The sequence below is a fragment of the Methylobacterium sp. J-090 genome (assembly GCF_022829345.1).
Classification (GTDB): Bacteria; Pseudomonadota; Alphaproteobacteria; order Rhizobiales; family Beijerinckiaceae; genus Methylobacterium.
Genome location: NZ_JAKSXV010000096.1, coordinates 412,647 through 428,343, shown reverse-complemented (window position 1 = coordinate 428,343; position 15,697 = coordinate 412,647). Strand labels below are relative to the sequence as shown.

Below are 15,697 nucleotides of genomic sequence, written 5' to 3'. Positions count from 1 at the left end.
CGCCGGCCTCAGATGCCGTGATCGCGATGGAGGCCGGGTGCCGGCACGTCGCCCAGGGAACCGCCCCGGACCGGAACCTCACGGGGCTCGTAGTCGCGTACGGCCGACATGCTCGACGACTTGATGAATCGAGCCACCACGGCGCATCTCAATGCCGTTTGACTGACCTGAAACGCCGCGCAACACGCAACGTTTCAGTCCTCAACATGCCGACATCACGTCCGGGGCGTGGTTACGAGCAGCCCGTGGTCGAACCGCAGGTGTCGCACTTCAGGCAGGTTCCGTTGCGGACCAGCGTGAAGTTCGCGCATTCGGGGCAGGCTTCGCCGACGTAGCCCTTCATCTTCGCCTCGGCGCGGCGGTCGGAGACCGTGCGCTCGGGTTTGGCGAAAGGCAGGGACTCGACCAGGGTCTCGGCGATCCCGGCCGGGACCGGCTCCGACTTCAACGCCGTGGCGCCGCGCAGGGCGTGGACCACGCCGCCGGCCGGGGCCGAGACGCCGGCACTCGGCGCTCCGACGCCCACCGTGCCGCCGGCCGGGCCGCCCTGGATCAGGGTGAGGCGGTCGGCCGAGCCGCGCAGGAGGCCGCGCGAGACCACGTTGGCGGCCACCGGATCGGGCTTGTCGCCGCGCGCGCCCTCGCCCTCGCCCTTGCCCATCACCGTGTTGCCGATCTCGGACGGGTCGACATGGGCGAGATCCATGCGGCCGAGATACGAGATGGCGAGTTCGCGGAACACGTAGTCGAGGATCGAGGTGGCGTTCTTGATGGCGTCGTTGCCCTGCACGAAGCCCGCCGGCTCGAAGCGGGTGAAGGTGAAGGCGTCGACGTACTCCTCCATGGGCACGCCGTACTGGAGGCCGATGGAGATCGCGATGGCGAAGTTGTTCATCAGGCTTCGGAAGGCGGCGCCCTCCTTGTGCATGTCGATGAAGATCTCGCCGATGCGGCCGTCATGGTACTCGCCGGTGCGGAGATACACCTTGTGGCCGCCGACCACGGCCTTCTGGGTGTAGCCCTTGCGCCGGTCGGGCAGCTTTTCGCGAGACCGGATGCGCTCGACGCGCTCGATGACCCGCTCGACGATCTTTTCCGCGAGCTGGGCGGCCTTCGCCGTTGCCGGCTGGGCGGTGAGCGCCTCGATCACCTCCTCGGCATCCTCCTCCTCGTCGGCGATGAGGGCCGAGTTCAGGGGCTGCGACAGCTTGGAGCCGTCGCGGTAGAGGGCGTTGGCCTTGAGCGCCAGGGTCCAGGACAGCTTGTAGGCGTTCTTGCAATCCTCGACGGTGGCGTCGTTCGGCATGTTGATGGTCTTGGAGATGGCGCCCGAGATGAAGGGCTGGGCCGCCGCCATCATGCGGATGTGGCTCTCGACGGACAGGTAGCGCTTGCCGATGCGGCCGCACGGGTTGGCGCAGTCGAACACCGCGTAGTGCTCGAGCTTGAGGAACGGAGCGCCCTCGAGGGTCATCGCCCCGCAGATGTGGGTGTTGGCCGCCTCGATGTCCTTCTTCGAGTAGCCGAGGAACGGCAGGATCTCGAAGGCCGGATCGGAGAGCTTTTCGGCAGGAACCTTCAGCACATCCGTGAGAAAGGCATCGCCCAGCGTCCAGCGGTTGAACACGAACTTGATGTCGAAGGCCTGCTTCAGTCCGGCCTCGATGGCCGCGATCTTGTCGTCGGTGAAGCCCTTGGCCCGCAGGCTCCCGGCGTTGATGGCCGGGGACTGGCCCATGGAGCCGTGACCCACGGCGTAGGCCTCGATCTCGGCGATCTCGGATTCGCGGTAGCCGAGCGTCCGGAGCGCATCCGGCACGGCGCGGTTGATGATCTTGAAGTAACCGCCACCGGCGAGCTTCTTGAATTTCACGAGGGCGAAGTCGGGCTCGATGCCCGTCGTGTCGCAATCCATCACCAGGCCGATGGTGCCGGTGGGCGCGATGACGGTCGCCTGGGCATTGCGGAACCCGTGCTCCTCGCCGAGCTGGAGGGCGCGGTCCCAGGCGTGGCGGGCCCGCTCCGCCAGATCGGCCTGCGGGATGTTGGCGAGGTCCAGCGGCACCGGGTTGATCGAGAGGAACTCGTAGCCCTCCGCCTCGCCGTGGGCGGCGCGGCGATGGTTGCGGATCACCTTGAGCATGGCGTCGGCATTCTCCTCGTAGGCCGGGAAGGCCCCGAGTTCGCCGGCCATCTCGGCCGAGGTGGCGTAGGACACGCCGGTCATGATCGCGGTGAGCGATCCGGCGAGCGCCCGGCCCTGATCGGAATCGTAGGGCAGGCCCATGCTCATCAGGAGGCCGCCGATATTGGCGTAGCCGAGACCCAGCGTGCGGTAGCGGAACGAGAGCTCGGCGATCTCCTTCGACGGGAACTGCGCCATCATCACCGAGATCTCGAGGACCACGGTCCAGAGGCGGTTGAGGTGCTCGAAGGCGGCGACGTCGAAGCGGTTGGTGGCGCGGTCGTACATGGTCAGCAGGTTGGCGCTGGCCAGGTTGCAGGCGGTGTCGTCGAGGAACATGTATTCCGAGCACGGATTCGAGGCGCGGATGCGCCCGCCCGCCGGGCAGGTGTGCCAGTCGTTCATGGTGGTGTTGAAGTGCAGGCCCGGATCGGCCGAGGCCCAGGCGGCCTCGCCGATCTTGTCCCACAGCTCACGCGCCGGCAGGGTTTTCGTGGTTTTGCCGGTTGTCCGGGCCTTGAGCTCCCAGTCCGAATCGGCCTCGACGGCGCGCAAAAAATCGTCGGTGAGGGAGACGGAATTGTTGGAGTTCTGGCCGGCGACCGTGAGGTAGGCCTCCGAATCCCAGTCGGTGTCGTAGACGGGGAACTCGATCTTGGTGAAGCCCTGACGGGCGAACTGGATCACACGCTTGGTGTAGGAATCCGGCACCATGTCCTTGCGGGCGGCCTTCACGGCCTTCTTCAGGGCCGGGTTGCGCTCGGGGTCGAAGCAGGCGTCGCCCTCGGCCTCGCACTGGGTGCAGGCCTTCATCACGGCGGTGAGGTGCTTGGAGACGATCTTGGAGCCGGTCACCAGGGCGGCGACCTTCTGCTCCTCCTTCACCTTCCAATCGATGTAGGTCTCGATATCCGGGTGATCGATGTCGACGATGACCATCTTGGCCGCGCGGCGCGTCGTGCCGCCGGACTTGATGGCGCCGGCCGCCCGGTCGCCGATCTTGAGGAAGCTCATCAGGCCCGACGACTTGCCGCCGCCGCCGAGCTTCTCGTTTTCTCCACGCAGCATCGAGAAGTTGGAGCCGGTGCCGGAGCCGTACTTGAACAGGCGGGCCTCGCGGACCCACAGGTCCATGATGCCGCCCTCGTTGACGAGGTCGTCCTGCACGCCCTGGATGAAGCAGGCGTGGGGCTGCGGGTGCTCGTAGGAGGACGCCGACTTCGTCAGCTCACCGGTGCGGTAATCGACGTAGTAGTGGCCCTGCGCCGGACCATCGATGCCGTAGGCCCAGTGCAGGCCGGTGTTGAACCATTGCGGCGAGTTCGGCGCCACCATCTGGCGGGCGAGCATGAAGCGCAGCTCGTCGAGGAACGCGGAGGCGTCCTCCTCGGACGTGAAGTAGCCACCCTTCCAGCCCCAGTAGGTCCAGCAGCCGGCGAGCCGGTCGAACACCTGCGTCGAGGAGATCTCCGAGACGTAGCGCTCGGCCTCCGGCACCTCGGCCAAAGCCGCCTCGTCGGCCACCGAGCGCCACAGGAACGACGGGACGTCGTTCTCTTCCACCTTCTTCAAGCGGGCGGGGACGCCGGCCTTGCGGAAATACTTCTGGGCCAGCACGTCGCTGGCGACCTGGCTCCAGCTCTCGGGGACCTCGATGCCCTCCAGGCGGAACACCACCGAGCCGTCCGGATTGCGGATCTCGCTCAGGGTCTTGCGGAAGGGAATCGTGGCGTAGGGGGATTGCCCAGCCGTGGTGAGGCGACGCTCGAACCGCATGAAACCTGTCTCCCGCCCATGGCGCGATGGCGCCGGCGCTGTGATGCTGGACTGGTGCGGACACGCGACCGCGAACGCCCGCGCCGCGCTGTTCGAACCAGACAAAATCGATGAACCGCCGAGGGACCGGATCGCTTCGGCGACATCCGAAAGCTAGCGCGTCGAGGGCCCTCGCGTCAACAACTTGTGTGCGTCGGCTATGTTCCTGACTAGATGTTGTGTCGGCATCCTAAATCCTGTGGATATCCGAGGCTTTCGGATAAGTGCTCTTTGGCGCTCGCGGAATCGCCGCGAAGATTTTTGGAGCCCACAGGTTGGAGCCGATCGGACCCGGTCCGCCGCATGGTTAACGTCGGCGGGGTGTGACAATCCGGGCGCAGGCGGGCACCCCGACTGGACTTGGGGGCAGCGCCTCACCATAGTCCCGCGCGAATGACGGACCGGCGGCCGTGACGGCCCCTTTCAGGCGAACGCGATGGCTCTCAAGGACACGCTCCTGCGCATCTTCACCTGGTGGAACGGGCAGACCATGTCGCTCGCCCTCTACACGGCGCGCAAGGGCCAGCTCGTCGGCACGGATGACGGCGGCAACACCTATTACCGGGCGCTCGGGCCCCTCATCGACCGGTCGGTCGGGCCGGAGCGGCGCTGGGTCGTCTATAACGGCTACGCCGACGCCTCGAAGGTGCCGCCCGGCTGGCGCTCCTGGCTGTGCCACAACGGCGACGTGCCGCCGAGCGAGGAGGCCTACACCCCGCGCGCCTGGCAGAAGCCCCATGTCGAGAACCTGACGGGGACGCTCGGCGCCTACCGCCCCAAGGGCTCGCAGCTCAGCACCGGCCAGCGCCCGGCCGCCACGGGCGACTACGCGCCGTGGACTCCCGGAGACTGAACTCCTGGCGACTGAACTTTTGGCGACTCAACTCCCGGCGGCGGAATCGCCGGGCGCGGCCCTTTTTCCACCAAGGTTGCGCCCTTAAACGCAGGGCGCGCCGCCCCTGCCCGGCCGCGCCTTGTCCAAGGGAGCGAGCCGTGAGCCGCAGCACCGCACGCGTTTCGCGCGCCCGCCTTCTCGCCGCCCTGGTCGCCGTTCCGGCCCTGGCCGCGACGGCGTTCCCGGCCCAGGCCGACAAGATCAAGAACCCCACGGCCGTGTTCTCCGGCCTCGACAAGATCACCGGCCGGATCGTGTCGTTCGAGGTCGCCGTCGACGAGACGGTGCAGTTCGGCGCCCTCCAGCTCACCCCGCGCGTGTGCTACAGCCGCCCGCCCACGGAGAGCCCGAAGACCACCGGCTTCCTCGAGGTCGACGAGGTCACCCTCGACTCGAAGTACCGCCGCATCTTCACCGGATGGATGTTCGCGGCGAGCCCGGGCCTGCATGCCATCGAGCACCCGATCTACGACGTCTGGCTCGTCGACTGTAAGGGTGGCTCCGACGTGATCGCGGAGGCGAAGGAGCAGGAGGACGTGCCGGTCATGGCCTCCAAGCCCGAGAAGACCCGGCGCCAGCGCGGCGGGCAGGACGCGACCCGCACGGCCCAGCAGGTCAACCCCAACGGCCAGGTCGACGTCGAGGCGCCGCGCGGCGTGCCGGTGCAGCCCAAGCAGAAGCCCTCGCGCAAATTCTTCCCGACGAACGAGGGCCCGGCCCCGGCCCCGCCGCCCCAGCAGCCGCAGAACCTGTTCGACGCGCTGTTCCGGTAGGCTGACGGGCGGTCCGAACGGCGTTGCCAACCGCAGCGGTCGAAGCGCGCTTCCCCTCACGCCGACTGGATTCACCGATCGGTTCGGCAGTGGATTTCGAGAGGCATGCTGCGTCGGCGTCGGGCGCAATGGTGCTCCCTCTCCTGTCTGGGAGAGGGTTGGGGTGAGGGTCGTGGACGCTCCGGAAAGCTCGCACACCTCACCCTGTCCCTCTCCTTCCAGGAGAGGAGACCCGCGCTGCTCGCACGATGTCCGAACCCGGTCGCCACGATGGAGCCACCGGACCCGCGCGCGCCCTGCGTCATCCTTAGAACTTTTTCCTCAAGGCGCCGCGAGCGCCGCCAGCGCGGTTTGTCCGTCGATGATCACGCCGCGCGGCCACACGTCCCAATCGGCCGAATGGGTGATCGCGTCGGCCAGACGCCGCTTGTAGACGTGGCGCGGCACCTCCTCGGCGCCGAACTGCAGCAGGTGGTCGGTGACGAACTGGGTGTCGGCGAGGCGGTAGCCGCCGGCCCGCAGGCGGGCGACGAGGTGGACCAGGGCCACCTTCGAGGCGTCCCGGACGGTGTGGAACATGCTCTCGCCGAAGAAGGCCGCGCCGAGGGACACGCCGTAGAGGCCGCCGACGAGGCGGCCCTCGGCGTAGACCTCCACCGTGTGGGCGTGGCCGGCGTCGAACAGGGCGCCGTAGAGGTCGCGGATGCGGGCGTTGATCCAGGTCTTCTCGGCGTCCCGGCGCGGGGCGGCGCAGCCCCCGATCACCGCGTCGAAATCGTGATCGACCCGGACCTCGAACCCATCCGCCCGCACGGTGCGGGCGAGGCGCTTGGCGACGTGGAAACCGTCCAGCGGCAGGATACCGCGCGCCTTGGGCTCGACCCAGTAGATCGCCGGATCGTCCGCATCCTCCGCCATGGGGAAGATGCCCGCCGCGTAGGCCTTGAGCAGGATCTCGGGCGTGATGTCCACGCGGTCTGCGTCGTGCATGCCGGGACTGTGGCGTGGCCGACGCCGGAACGCCAGGGCGGAAGCACCGCTCCCGACGCAAAACGGCGAAGCCCGAAGGCTTCGCCGCTGCGCGAATCGGGTCCTGCAGGAGGCCTTAGAACTCCGGGCCGCCCGAGGTGGTGCCGAGGTTCGGCACGGTGCGGTTGATCTGCTCGGCGTTGCCGCCCTTGGCCGAGTCGACGATGATCGCCTCGCTGTTCGACGGCAGCGGACGGGGTCCGACGCTGCCGGTGGCGTCGAGATCGAGGAGGCCGGTATCGGCGTTGCGGTAGGCGCCGGTGACGGACGGATTGTCGAGGGGACCGCGGGTGGTGTTGCCGGCCTGCGGGAACGCCCGCTCGGGCTGGCCGACATTGCCGGAGGGGGACTGGGCCAGGGCGCCGGTGACGGACAGGGCGAGGGCGGCGACGGCGAGGGTCACGGAACGCATGGATGTCTTTCGGGATGTCTTGAGCGGGATGTTTTGGGATGTGTCCGGGTGGCGCGGAGCGTTTGCCCCGGCTGGAGGAACGATCGTCTTCCGTCCGGTGTGATTGGGCAATTCAATTGCGCGCAATCAGTTCCCAGAAAAACTGCGTCGGCAAAATGTCACGCGAAATCGGGTTTGCGGCGGGTGGCTGACAGGCACCGGGCGGGCGCCTATGTTCGATGGCGAACCGAGGCGCAAGATGCCCCCACCTCCCCACCCAGGTCCGTCCACGCGATCCACGCTCCGTAAGAGTGGCGCCTCCGACGTTGCCCGGACGCCCATGCCGGAATTCAGCATGGTGACGCTGTCCGCTCCCGTCGACTTGGACGATGGGCGGACCCTTCCCGTCGGCGCGGAGGGCGCCATCGTCGCCGTCTGGGCGGACGGGGAAGCCTACATGGTCGAGTTCGTCGCCCCGTTCCCGGCCGTGGTGACGGTTCCGGCACCGAGCCTGTCGCGGGCCCCGGCCGACGCGTGAGCGCGACGGTCCCGCCGCGCGCCGTCGCACAGGCGAAAATCACTCGCTATCTGCTCAACCCCACCCACAAGCTCGGTGGTCCGAAATCGGTGTTCTTCCGGGCGTTCGGTTTCTCGGTCGACCGGTGGGAGATCATGGCGGCCGCCCTCGCGCAGCACCCGGATCGCAACCCCGTCGAGAAAACCATCTCCGATCGATGGGGCCTGACGTTCGTCGTCCGATGCAACATCAAGACCCCGGACAGACGCAATCCGTGCATCCTGTCCGTCTGGATCGTCCGCCCCGGTCGGCCGGACGCCGAGTTCGTCACAGCGTATCCCGCGGCTTCGTAGGCACGAAAAAGGCCGGCCCCGCGGGACCGGCCTTCGCGCCGTCGAGGACGCTGTCGCGAGAAGGCTAGCGCGCCGGGCCGCCCGCGGTGCCGCCGGTGTTCGGCACCGGGCGGTTGTTCTCGTCGGCATTGCCGCCCTTGGCCGAATCGACGGCGCCCACGCCCGGCGACATGCCGTTCTCGCCGGACGGCATCGATCCGGTCCGGGCCGGCGCCATGTCGCGGGTCGAGGGCTTGTCGATGGGACCGCCCGCCGTGTTGCCGGCCTGCGGCACGCCGCGCTCGGGCTGGCCGACATTGCCGGACGGCGACTGGGCCAGGGCCGGGGTGGCGAGCAGCGCGGACGCGATCAGAAGGTGGGACAGGCGCATGACAAAATTCCTCGGGACGCTCGGGTACGGTACCGGCCGGCGGGTCGCGCGGGTGGCGCGGCCGGTCCGGCGGTCTGCCGAATGAACGAAGTCCGCCGCGTCCCGTTCCCGTTCCGAAAGATCGGCCCACATCATCGGTGCCCGGGCAAGGTATCGGCACTCGGGCAAGTCATCGGCGCCCGGCGCCGATGATGTCGCGGCCCTACGGCTCGTCGAGGCCGCCCGCCGCCAGGAAGTTCTCCAGCCAGTGGATGTCGTAGGCGCCGTTCAGGACGTCGGCGTTGCGCACCAGGGTGCGGAACAGGGGCAGCGTGGTGTCGACGCCGTCGACCACGAACTCGTCGAGTGCCCGGCGCAGGCGCATGAGGCACTCGTTGCGGGTGCGCCCGTGCACGATGAGCTTGCCGATGAGCGAATCGTAGTGCGGCGGGATGCGATACCCCTGGAACACCGCCGAATCGACGCGCACGCCGAGGCCGCCCGGCGGGTGGAAGTAGGTGATGAGGCCCGGCGACGGCCGGAAGGTCGCCGGGTGCTCGGCGTTGATCCGGCACTCGATGGCGTGGCCCGAAACCTTGATCTCGTCCTGGGTGACCGACAGCGGCAGGCCGGCGGCGACCCGGATCTGCTCGTTGACGAGGTCGATCCCGGTGATCATCTCGGTGACCGGATGCTCGACCTGGATGCGGGTGTTCATCTCGATGAAGTAGAACCGGCCGTCCTCGTAGAGGAACTCCACCGTGCCGGCGCCGAGGTACTTCAGCTCCTGCATGGCCCGGGCGCAGATGCCGCCGATCTCGGCCCGCGTCGCCTCGTCGATGACGGGCGAACCGCCCTCCTCCCACACCTTCTGGTGCCGGCGCTGGAGCGAGCAGTCGCGCTCGGCCAGATGCACGGCGTTGCCCTGCCCGTCGCCCAGCACCTGCACCTCGATGTGGCGCGGCTTCTCTAGGTACTTTTCGAGGTAGACGGCGTCGTCGCCGAAGGCGGCCTTCGCCTCCTGGCGCGCCATGCCGAGGGCTTCCTCGAGGTCGGCCTCCGTGCGCGCCACCTTCATGCCGCGGCCGCCGCCGCCGGAGGCCGCCTTCACCAGCACCGGATAGCCGATCTCGGCGGCGATGCGCCTGGCCTCCACCGGGTCCTCGACGCCGCCCTCGGACCCCGGAACGCACGGGATGCCGAGGCGTTTCGCCGTGCGCTTGGCCTCGATCTTGTCGCCCATGATGCGGATATGCTCGGCCTTGGGGCCGATGAACCCGATCTCGTGGTGCGCCAGCACCTCGGCGAAGCGCGCGTTCTCCGACAGGAAGCCGTAGCCGGGGTGCACCGCGTCCGCCCCGGTGATCTCGCAGGCGGCGATGATGGAGGGGATGTTGAGGTAGCTGTCGCGGGCGGCCGGGGGGCCGATGCACACGCTCTCGTCGGCGAGCCGCACGTGCATGGCGTCGGCGTCCGCCGTGGAATGGACGGCGACGGTCGCGATCCCGAGTTCCTTGGCCGCGCGCAGGATGCGCAGGGCGATCTCGCCGCGATTGGCGATCAGGATCTTGTCGAACATGATGCCTCGCGCCTCACTCGATGACGAGGAGGGGTTCGCCGAACTCGACGGGCTGGCCGTCCTCGACGAAGACGGCCGTGACGGTGCCGGCCCGGGGGGCCACGATCTCGTTGAAGGTCTTCATCGCCTCGATGAGGAGGACCTTCTCGCCCGCCTCGACCTTCGAGCCGACATCGACGAACACCTTGGCGTCCGGCGACGGCCGGCGGTAGGCGGTGCCGACCATGGGCGAGGGCACGGCGCCGGGATGGCCCGCGCCCGCCCGCGCCCGCTCGGGGACCGCGCCCGGACCAGCCGCGGGCTGGGGCGCCGGGGCCAGGGCGGCCAGCGCCGGGGCGGGGGCCGCCACCTGGACGTGGACGGGCTCGATACGGCGGGCGACGCGGATGCGCAGGTCGCCCTTCTCGACCTCGATCTCGGTGAGATCCGTCTCGGTGATGAGCTTGGCGAGCTCGCGCACGAGCTCCGGATCGAAGGGATCGTTCTTGGACATCGGCTCCTTGGGCATCGGCTCGGTCGTCGTCAGGCTGGAAGTTTCTTCGTCGGGAGGCCAGCGGTCTCCCGGGTTCGGGACCCGTGCGGGTTCGGGCGGTTCAGCAGCTGGCGTGGCCGCACTGCCGGACGTCGCTGATGGTCTTGCGGATCGGGTCGACGCCGACGGCGCCGGGGATGATCTCGTCGCCGATGATGAAGGCCGGGGTGCCGGACAGGCCGAGCTTGTCGCCGAGACTCACGTTCTCGGAGAGCGCCGTCTTCACTTCGGGGCCCTGGGCATCCTTGGCGAGACGCGCCGTATCGAGGCCCATCTCCTTGGCCACCGCCAGGGCGCGCTCGCCCGTGACCCGGCCCTTGGTCTCCAGGAGCTTCACGTGGAATTCGAACATCCGATCGGCCTTGAGCTGCTGCTTGGCCGCGAGCGCCAGCTTGCTGGCCTCGAGCGATTCGGCCCCGAGCACGGGGAAGTCGCGCAGGACCACGCGCAGCTTCGGATCGGACTTGATCAGGGTCTGGATGTCGCCGAGGGCCTTGCGGCAATAGCCGCAATTGTAGTCGAAGAACTCCACCACGGTGACGTCGCCCGCCGGGTTGCCGACGACGACGCCGTGGGGCGAATTGGTCAGGGTCTCGCGGGATTCCTTCACGGCGGCGGCCTGGGCGAGCTTCTGGGTCTCCTGGGCGCGCTTCTCGCCCTCGGCGATGGCCTCCTGCAGCACGTCCGGATTCTTGACGAGGTAATCCTTGACGATGGCCTCGATGGCCTGGCGCTGGGTGTCGGAGAAGACCGGGGCCGCCGCCGGAGCCGTCTGCGGGGTGGTCTGGGCCCAGGCGGCGGAGGCGCCGAACAGGACGACGGAGGTGAGTAGGGACCGGAGCAGGGGCATGCGTCCTCGCGGGGGGCGACCGGATGGGAAACGCGGCCGGCCTGGAGAGGATCGGACACGAGATCGGGTGCGTCTATCGGCGGGGTTAGGCGTTTTCGCGGCGGCCGGTCAATCGCGCACGGCCGCGCGGCGCGGTTTCCGTCTCGTGGCGCGGTTTCCGTCCCGGGGCGAACGGCTTTACGGAGGGAGGATGACGGTTCTGCTTTCCCCCTCCGCCGGCTTGTCCTCCAGCTCCCCCTTGCCCTCGCAACGCGCCGCCCGCGTCGCGCCGTTCCTCGCCATGGACGTGATGTCGGCCGCCGCCGCCCGGGAGGCGCGCGGCGACGCCGTGATCCACATGGAGGTCGGCCAGCCCTCGGCGCCGGCCCCGCGCGCCGTGATCGCGGCGGCGCAGGGCGCGCTCGCCGGCGGCGCCCTGCCCTACACCCAGGCCCTGGGCCTCCCGGCGCTGCGCGCCCGCATCGCCCGGCACTACGCCGACACCCACGGCATCGACGTGGCGCCCGGGCGCATCGTCGTCACCACGGGCTCGTCCGCCGGCTTCATCCTGGCCTTCCTCGGGCTGTTCGACGCCGGCGCCCGGATCGCCGTGCCGCAGCCGGGCTATCCCGCCTATCGCAGCATCCTGCACGCCCTCGACCTCGTGCCGGCCCCCCTGCCGCTCGCGGACACGGACCGCTACGCCCCGACGAGCGCGGGCCTGCGCGCGCTCCACGCGGCGGACCCGCTTGCCGGCGTGCTGGTGATGAGCCCGGCCAACCCCTCCGGCACGGTCATCGCGCCCGAGCGCCTCGCCGACCTCTGCGCCACGGCCCGCGCCCTCGGCCCCCGCTTCATCTCCGACGAGATCTACCACGGGCTGAGCTACGGCGTGCCGACGGACACGGCGCTCCGCTACGACCCCGACGCCGTCGTCATCAACTCGTTCTCGAAGACCTGGTGCATGACCGGCTGGCGCATCGGCTGGATGGTGGTGCCCGAATGGCTGGTGCGCGCGATCGAGCGGCTGGCCCAGAACCTGTTCATCTCGGCGCCCTACCTGTCGCAGGTGGCGGCCATGGCGGCCTTCGACGCCGTGGAGGAGGTCGAGGCCGTGCGCGCCGGCTACGCCGCCAACCGCGCCCTGCTCCTCGACGCGTTCCCGGGCCTCGGCCTCGGCCGCACCCACCCCGCCGACGGGGCGTTCTACCTCTACGCCGATGTCTCGAACCTCACCGACGACGCGGCCGGCTTCTGCCGTCGCATGCTCGACGAGGCCGGAATCGCCGCGACCCCGGGGCTCGATTTCGACGCGACGGAGGGACACCACCACGTCCGGTTCTCCTTCGCCGGCTCCCACGCGGACTGCGCCGACGCCGTGCGGCGCCTTCGGGGCTGGCTCCGCTGAGCGGGCTGGCCCTCTTCCTGCATGGGACTTCGGCCTGAAGGAGGCTCGGACCCGAATGGGTTTCGGACGATCGACGCCGATGGCAACGTCCGAACAATCCTGCACCGGCAAAACGCGGCGCCGCCTTGCCACCCGGTGTCGGGCTCTGCATCCTGGCCGGATATACGATGGTGCCTGTGTTCGGATCAGTCTCCGGCCGATCCATAATTCATAGGCTTCGGTGCAACGACGATCTGTTGCGGGCGTTGTCTGTTTTATCCCCGATTTCGACAGGTCCAGCTTGGGCTTGCACTGGAGCATAGCCGCCATCATGAAGATCCGGACCGGTTATGCCATCACGTACGAGACGTTCCAGCCGACTCCGATGATGTTCCTCCTGAGCGTCCATCCCTCGCGGGCGGCGGACATCCTCACGCCGGAGGTGATGACGTTCGATCCGCCGGTGGACGCGCACCAGTACCGCGACGCCTTCGGCAACGTCACCACCCGCATCCTGGCGCCCGCCGGCCGCATCACCGTGGCGACGGACTTCCTCGTCCACGATTCCGGCGAGCTCGACCCGGTGGTGCCGGACGCGGTCCAGCATCCGGTGCAGGACTTGCCCGACGAGGCCATGCGGTTCCTCCTCGGCAGCCGCTACTGCGACACCGACAAGCTCTCGAACATCGCCTGGGAGCTGTTCGGGGCCGGGCCGGAGGGCTGGGCCCGGGTCCAGGCCGTGTGCGACTTCGTCAATCAACACATCAAGTTCAACTATCAGGACGCCGACGCCACCCGCTCGGCCTACGACGCCTACACCCAGCAGCGCGGCGTCTGCCGCGACTACGCGCATCTCGCCGTCGCGTTCTGCCGCTGCCTCAACATCCCGGCGCGCTACTGCACGGGCTACCTCGGCGATATCGGCGTGCCCGTGGTGCCGCCGCCGGACTTCTCGGCGTGGTTCGAGGTCTATCTCGGCGGCGCCTGGCACACCTTCGACGCGCGCAACAACCGCCGCCGCATCGGCCGCATCGTCATCGCCCGGGGCCGCGACGCCACGGATGTGGCGATCTCGACGAGCTTCGCCACGGCCCTGCTGATCCGCTTCGACGTGCACACGGACGAGGTTCTGGAGGCGGGCCAGAAGCCGACGCCGATCCTCACGAAAGAGCAGGCCGCCGCGGTCCCCGGACAGGTGGACAAGCCGAAGGCCGCCGCGCCGGCCCGTGCGGTGGAGAAAGCCGCCGTTCCGCCCGGCGCTGCCGTGGCGGAGTCGCCCGGGAGTCCCAAGGCGTCCGAGGCGCAGAAGACGCCCGAGAGTCCCAAGGCGTCCGAGACGCAGACGGCCCCGAAAACGGCCGCCGGCCTGACGAAGGTCGCCTGACCGGCCGGCGCGACGGCGCGATGTCCACCGGCCTGACCTACGCCATCGGCGACATCCACGGATGCGCCGAGGCCCTGCGGCGACTCCTGGCCGCCATCGACACCCACCGGGCCGGCGCCCCGCGCCGCCTCGTCTTCCTCGGCGATGCCATCGATCGCGGCCCCGACAGTGCCGGCGTCGTCGCGACCTTGCGCGCCCTCCAGACCGCCGAGCCCGACGCCGTCACCTGCCTCATGGGCAACCACGAGAGCCTAATGCTGACGGCCTACCGCGATGGCTTCGGCACCGCGCCCTGGCTCGAGAACGGCGGGGTGGCGACCCTCAAATCCTACGGCACCCGCGACCCGCAGGCCCTGCCCCACGACGTGCTGAACTGGATGTCGGCCCTGCCGACGGTCTGGGAGGATGCGCGGCGCTACTACGTCCATGCCGGCTTCCGCCCCGGCCGGCCCGGCATCGACCCGGACGTGCCGACCCGCCTGTGGATTCGCGAGCCGTTCCTGTCCGCGGATTACGATTTCGGCCGCCACGTCGTCCACGGCCACACGCCGCAACTGACCGGCCGGCCCGACCTGCGCCGGCACCGGACCAACCTCGACACCGCCTGCGTCTTCGGCGGCACCCTCACGGCCGGCGTGTTTTCGGACGCGCAGGACGGGCCGGTGGACATGTTGCAGGTGGCCGCGGAGGGGTGAGTCCGCGCCGTCGCCTGCCCCGGACGGGTGCAGCGCGAAGTCCCGGATCCCCGTCCGCTGCGCTTCAGGCGTCCGGGACAGGACGGCGGCTCCGCTCGTTCGAGTGATCCAAATCCAACGCTTGGTCCCGTCCGCTTGCGACCCTACACAGACCCTCAGAGGGTCCGCTTCGGGGCAGCTTGGTGGAGGATGATCTACATCCGGGTCGGGTGGAAAACATATTGCTCTGGTCGTGCCCCGAGAACTCTCGGCCAGTCATTACGCCACACCCTTGCCAGATAGGCCGCGCGGCCCTGGGCCTGATGGCGCGGTCGAGCCGAGAGTTTGCGATACCCCATCGCCCGCAAGACCCGGCTCAAGGTCTGCTCAGAAACCGACACCCTGTGATCCTCGCACAGGATCTGCGCCAAGATCTGCGCCAAGTCGCACAAGCGCCAGCGCACCACGCCGTGGGCGGCGGGCGTCGGCTCCCGTTCGACGAGCCCCTTGAGGACCTCGCGCTGATCGGCGTTCAGGCGCGGGCGGGCACCGGGGGCCTTACCGTCGATCAGTCCGTCCGGACCGTCCGAGTTGAAGGCCACCACCCAGTCGCGCACCGTCTGCAACCCGACCCCGCCGATCTCGGCCGCGTCCGAACGCAACCCGCCCGCCGAGATCGCCGACAGCGCCAAAAGGCGGCGGGTCTGGGCCGGATCGCGCGAACCCCTGGCCAAAGCACGCAAGGCTTGCGCATCGAAATCCGACCGCAGCGGCACAGGAGCAGCCATCGCATCCTCCTCAGGCTTCAAACCCGAGGACTGAATCACAGCCCGCTCCGTACCGCTACTCAGTGTGAGTCCTTATCAACGAGGCTTGGTATGAGAGCGCAAATTCTTCTGCTGTCCTGCGAACGCCAATCATTGTTCGCTGCCGTACAAGTTTAAGTGTCTTCTGTATATATCGCATGGGTAAATAAGGTAATTTAAATAGAAGCATAAATAATAC

At 68.9% G+C, this 15,697-nt stretch carries 13 protein-coding genes and 2 pseudogenes; 7 read left to right on the top strand and 8 right to left on the bottom strand.

All coding sequences use genetic code 11. From position 1 onward, the window contains the following. Positions 1–232 precede the first annotated feature (232 nt). A complete protein-coding gene (locus tag MKK49_RS19040; RefSeq protein WP_244031256.1) occupies positions 233–3,961 on the bottom strand; it encodes a vitamin B12-dependent ribonucleotide reductase in 3,729 nt (1,242 codons plus the stop codon). Positions 3,962–4,436: 475 nt separating this feature from the next. On the opposite strand from MKK49_RS19040, the gene MKK49_RS19035 reads away from it, so the two are divergent. Next, positions 4,437–4,853, top strand: a complete 417-nt coding sequence (locus tag MKK49_RS19035; protein WP_244031255.1) for an NADH:ubiquinone oxidoreductase subunit NDUFA12 — start codon at positions 4,437–4,439, stop codon at positions 4,851–4,853. Positions 4,854–5,041: 188 nt separating this feature from the next. After that, positions 5,042–5,668 carry a DUF2155 domain-containing protein gene (locus tag MKK49_RS19030; protein ID WP_244031297.1) on the top strand — a complete coding sequence of 209 codons (627 nt, stop codon included), beginning with the start codon at positions 5,042–5,044 and terminating at the stop codon, positions 5,666–5,668. A gap of 321 nt (positions 5,669–5,989) precedes the next feature. Here the strand turns inward: MKK49_RS19030 and aat are convergent, their stop codons facing one another. Continuing rightward, a complete protein-coding gene (aat, locus tag MKK49_RS19025; RefSeq protein WP_244031253.1) occupies positions 5,990–6,658 on the bottom strand; it encodes a leucyl/phenylalanyl-tRNA--protein transferase in 669 nt (222 codons plus the stop codon). A 115-nt stretch (positions 6,659–6,773) separates the two neighbouring features. Beyond that, positions 6,774–7,109: a hypothetical protein gene (locus tag MKK49_RS19020; protein ID WP_244031251.1), complete on the bottom strand. Its 336-nt coding sequence runs from the start codon at positions 7,107–7,109 to the stop codon at positions 6,774–6,776. A 319-nt stretch (positions 7,110–7,428) separates the two neighbouring features. On the opposite strand from MKK49_RS19020, the gene MKK49_RS19015 reads away from it, so the two are divergent. Both MKK49_RS19015 and MKK49_RS19010 read left to right on the top strand, forming a co-directional pair. After that, positions 7,429–7,626 (top strand): DUF4926 domain-containing protein, encoded by a 198-nt coding sequence (locus tag MKK49_RS19015; RefSeq protein WP_147709200.1) that lies wholly within the window; start codon positions 7,429–7,431, stop codon positions 7,624–7,626. Then, the gene (locus tag MKK49_RS19010) at positions 7,623–7,958 is read left to right on the top strand and encodes a DUF6883 domain-containing protein (protein WP_244031250.1); all 336 of its coding nucleotides are present in this window, start codon (positions 7,623–7,625) and stop codon (positions 7,956–7,958) included. The genes MKK49_RS19015 and MKK49_RS19010 overlap by 4 nt, the downstream gene beginning before the upstream one ends. Positions 7,959–8,022: 64 nt before the next feature. On the opposite strand, the gene MKK49_RS19005 is transcribed toward MKK49_RS19010, so the two are convergent. The 4 genes from MKK49_RS19005 to MKK49_RS18990 all read right to left on the bottom strand — a co-directional run bounded on the left by MKK49_RS19005 (position 8,023) and on the right by MKK49_RS18990 (position 11,268). Then, positions 8,023–8,328 carry a hypothetical protein gene (locus tag MKK49_RS19005; protein ID WP_244031248.1) on the bottom strand — a complete coding sequence of 102 codons (306 nt, stop codon included), beginning with the start codon at positions 8,326–8,328 and terminating at the stop codon, positions 8,023–8,025. A 202-nt stretch (positions 8,329–8,530) separates the two neighbouring features. Continuing rightward, positions 8,531–9,886 carry an acetyl-CoA carboxylase biotin carboxylase subunit gene (gene accC, locus MKK49_RS19000; RefSeq protein WP_244031246.1) on the bottom strand — a complete coding sequence of 452 codons (1,356 nt, stop codon included), beginning with the start codon at positions 9,884–9,886 and terminating at the stop codon, positions 8,531–8,533. A gap of 13 nt (positions 9,887–9,899) precedes the next feature. Continuing rightward, on the bottom strand, positions 9,900–10,379 hold the full coding sequence (gene accB, locus MKK49_RS18995; RefSeq protein ID WP_244031244.1) for an acetyl-CoA carboxylase biotin carboxyl carrier protein: 480 nt from the start codon (positions 10,377–10,379) through the stop codon (positions 9,900–9,902). Between the two features lie 100 nt (positions 10,380–10,479). Continuing rightward, a complete protein-coding gene (locus tag MKK49_RS18990) occupies positions 10,480–11,268 on the bottom strand; it encodes a DsbA family protein (RefSeq protein WP_244031242.1) in 789 nt (262 codons plus the stop codon). 190 nt (positions 11,269–11,458) lie between these two features. Between MKK49_RS18990 and MKK49_RS18985 the strand changes: the two genes are divergently transcribed. The 3 genes and pseudogenes from MKK49_RS18985 (at position 11,459) to MKK49_RS18975 (ending at position 14,713) form a co-directional block, all read left to right on the top strand. After that, positions 11,459–12,655: a pyridoxal phosphate-dependent aminotransferase gene (locus tag MKK49_RS18985; RefSeq protein WP_244031241.1), complete on the top strand. Its 1,197-nt coding sequence runs from the start codon at positions 11,459–11,461 to the stop codon at positions 12,653–12,655. 310 nt (positions 12,656–12,965) lie between these two features. Beyond that, a pseudogene (locus tag MKK49_RS18980) lies at positions 12,966–13,766 on the top strand (transglutaminase-like domain-containing protein); the annotation flags it as partial. 272 nt (positions 13,767–14,038) lie between these two features. After that, positions 14,039–14,713, top strand: coding sequence for a metallophosphoesterase family protein (locus MKK49_RS18975; protein WP_244031240.1), 675 nt, complete (start codon positions 14,039–14,041; stop codon positions 14,711–14,713). Positions 14,714–14,985: 272 nt separating this feature from the next. Here the strand turns inward: MKK49_RS18975 and MKK49_RS18970 are convergent. Then, positions 14,986–15,519: pseudogene (locus MKK49_RS18970) on the bottom strand (helix-turn-helix domain-containing protein); the annotation flags it as partial. Positions 15,520–15,697: the final 178 nt, after the last annotated feature.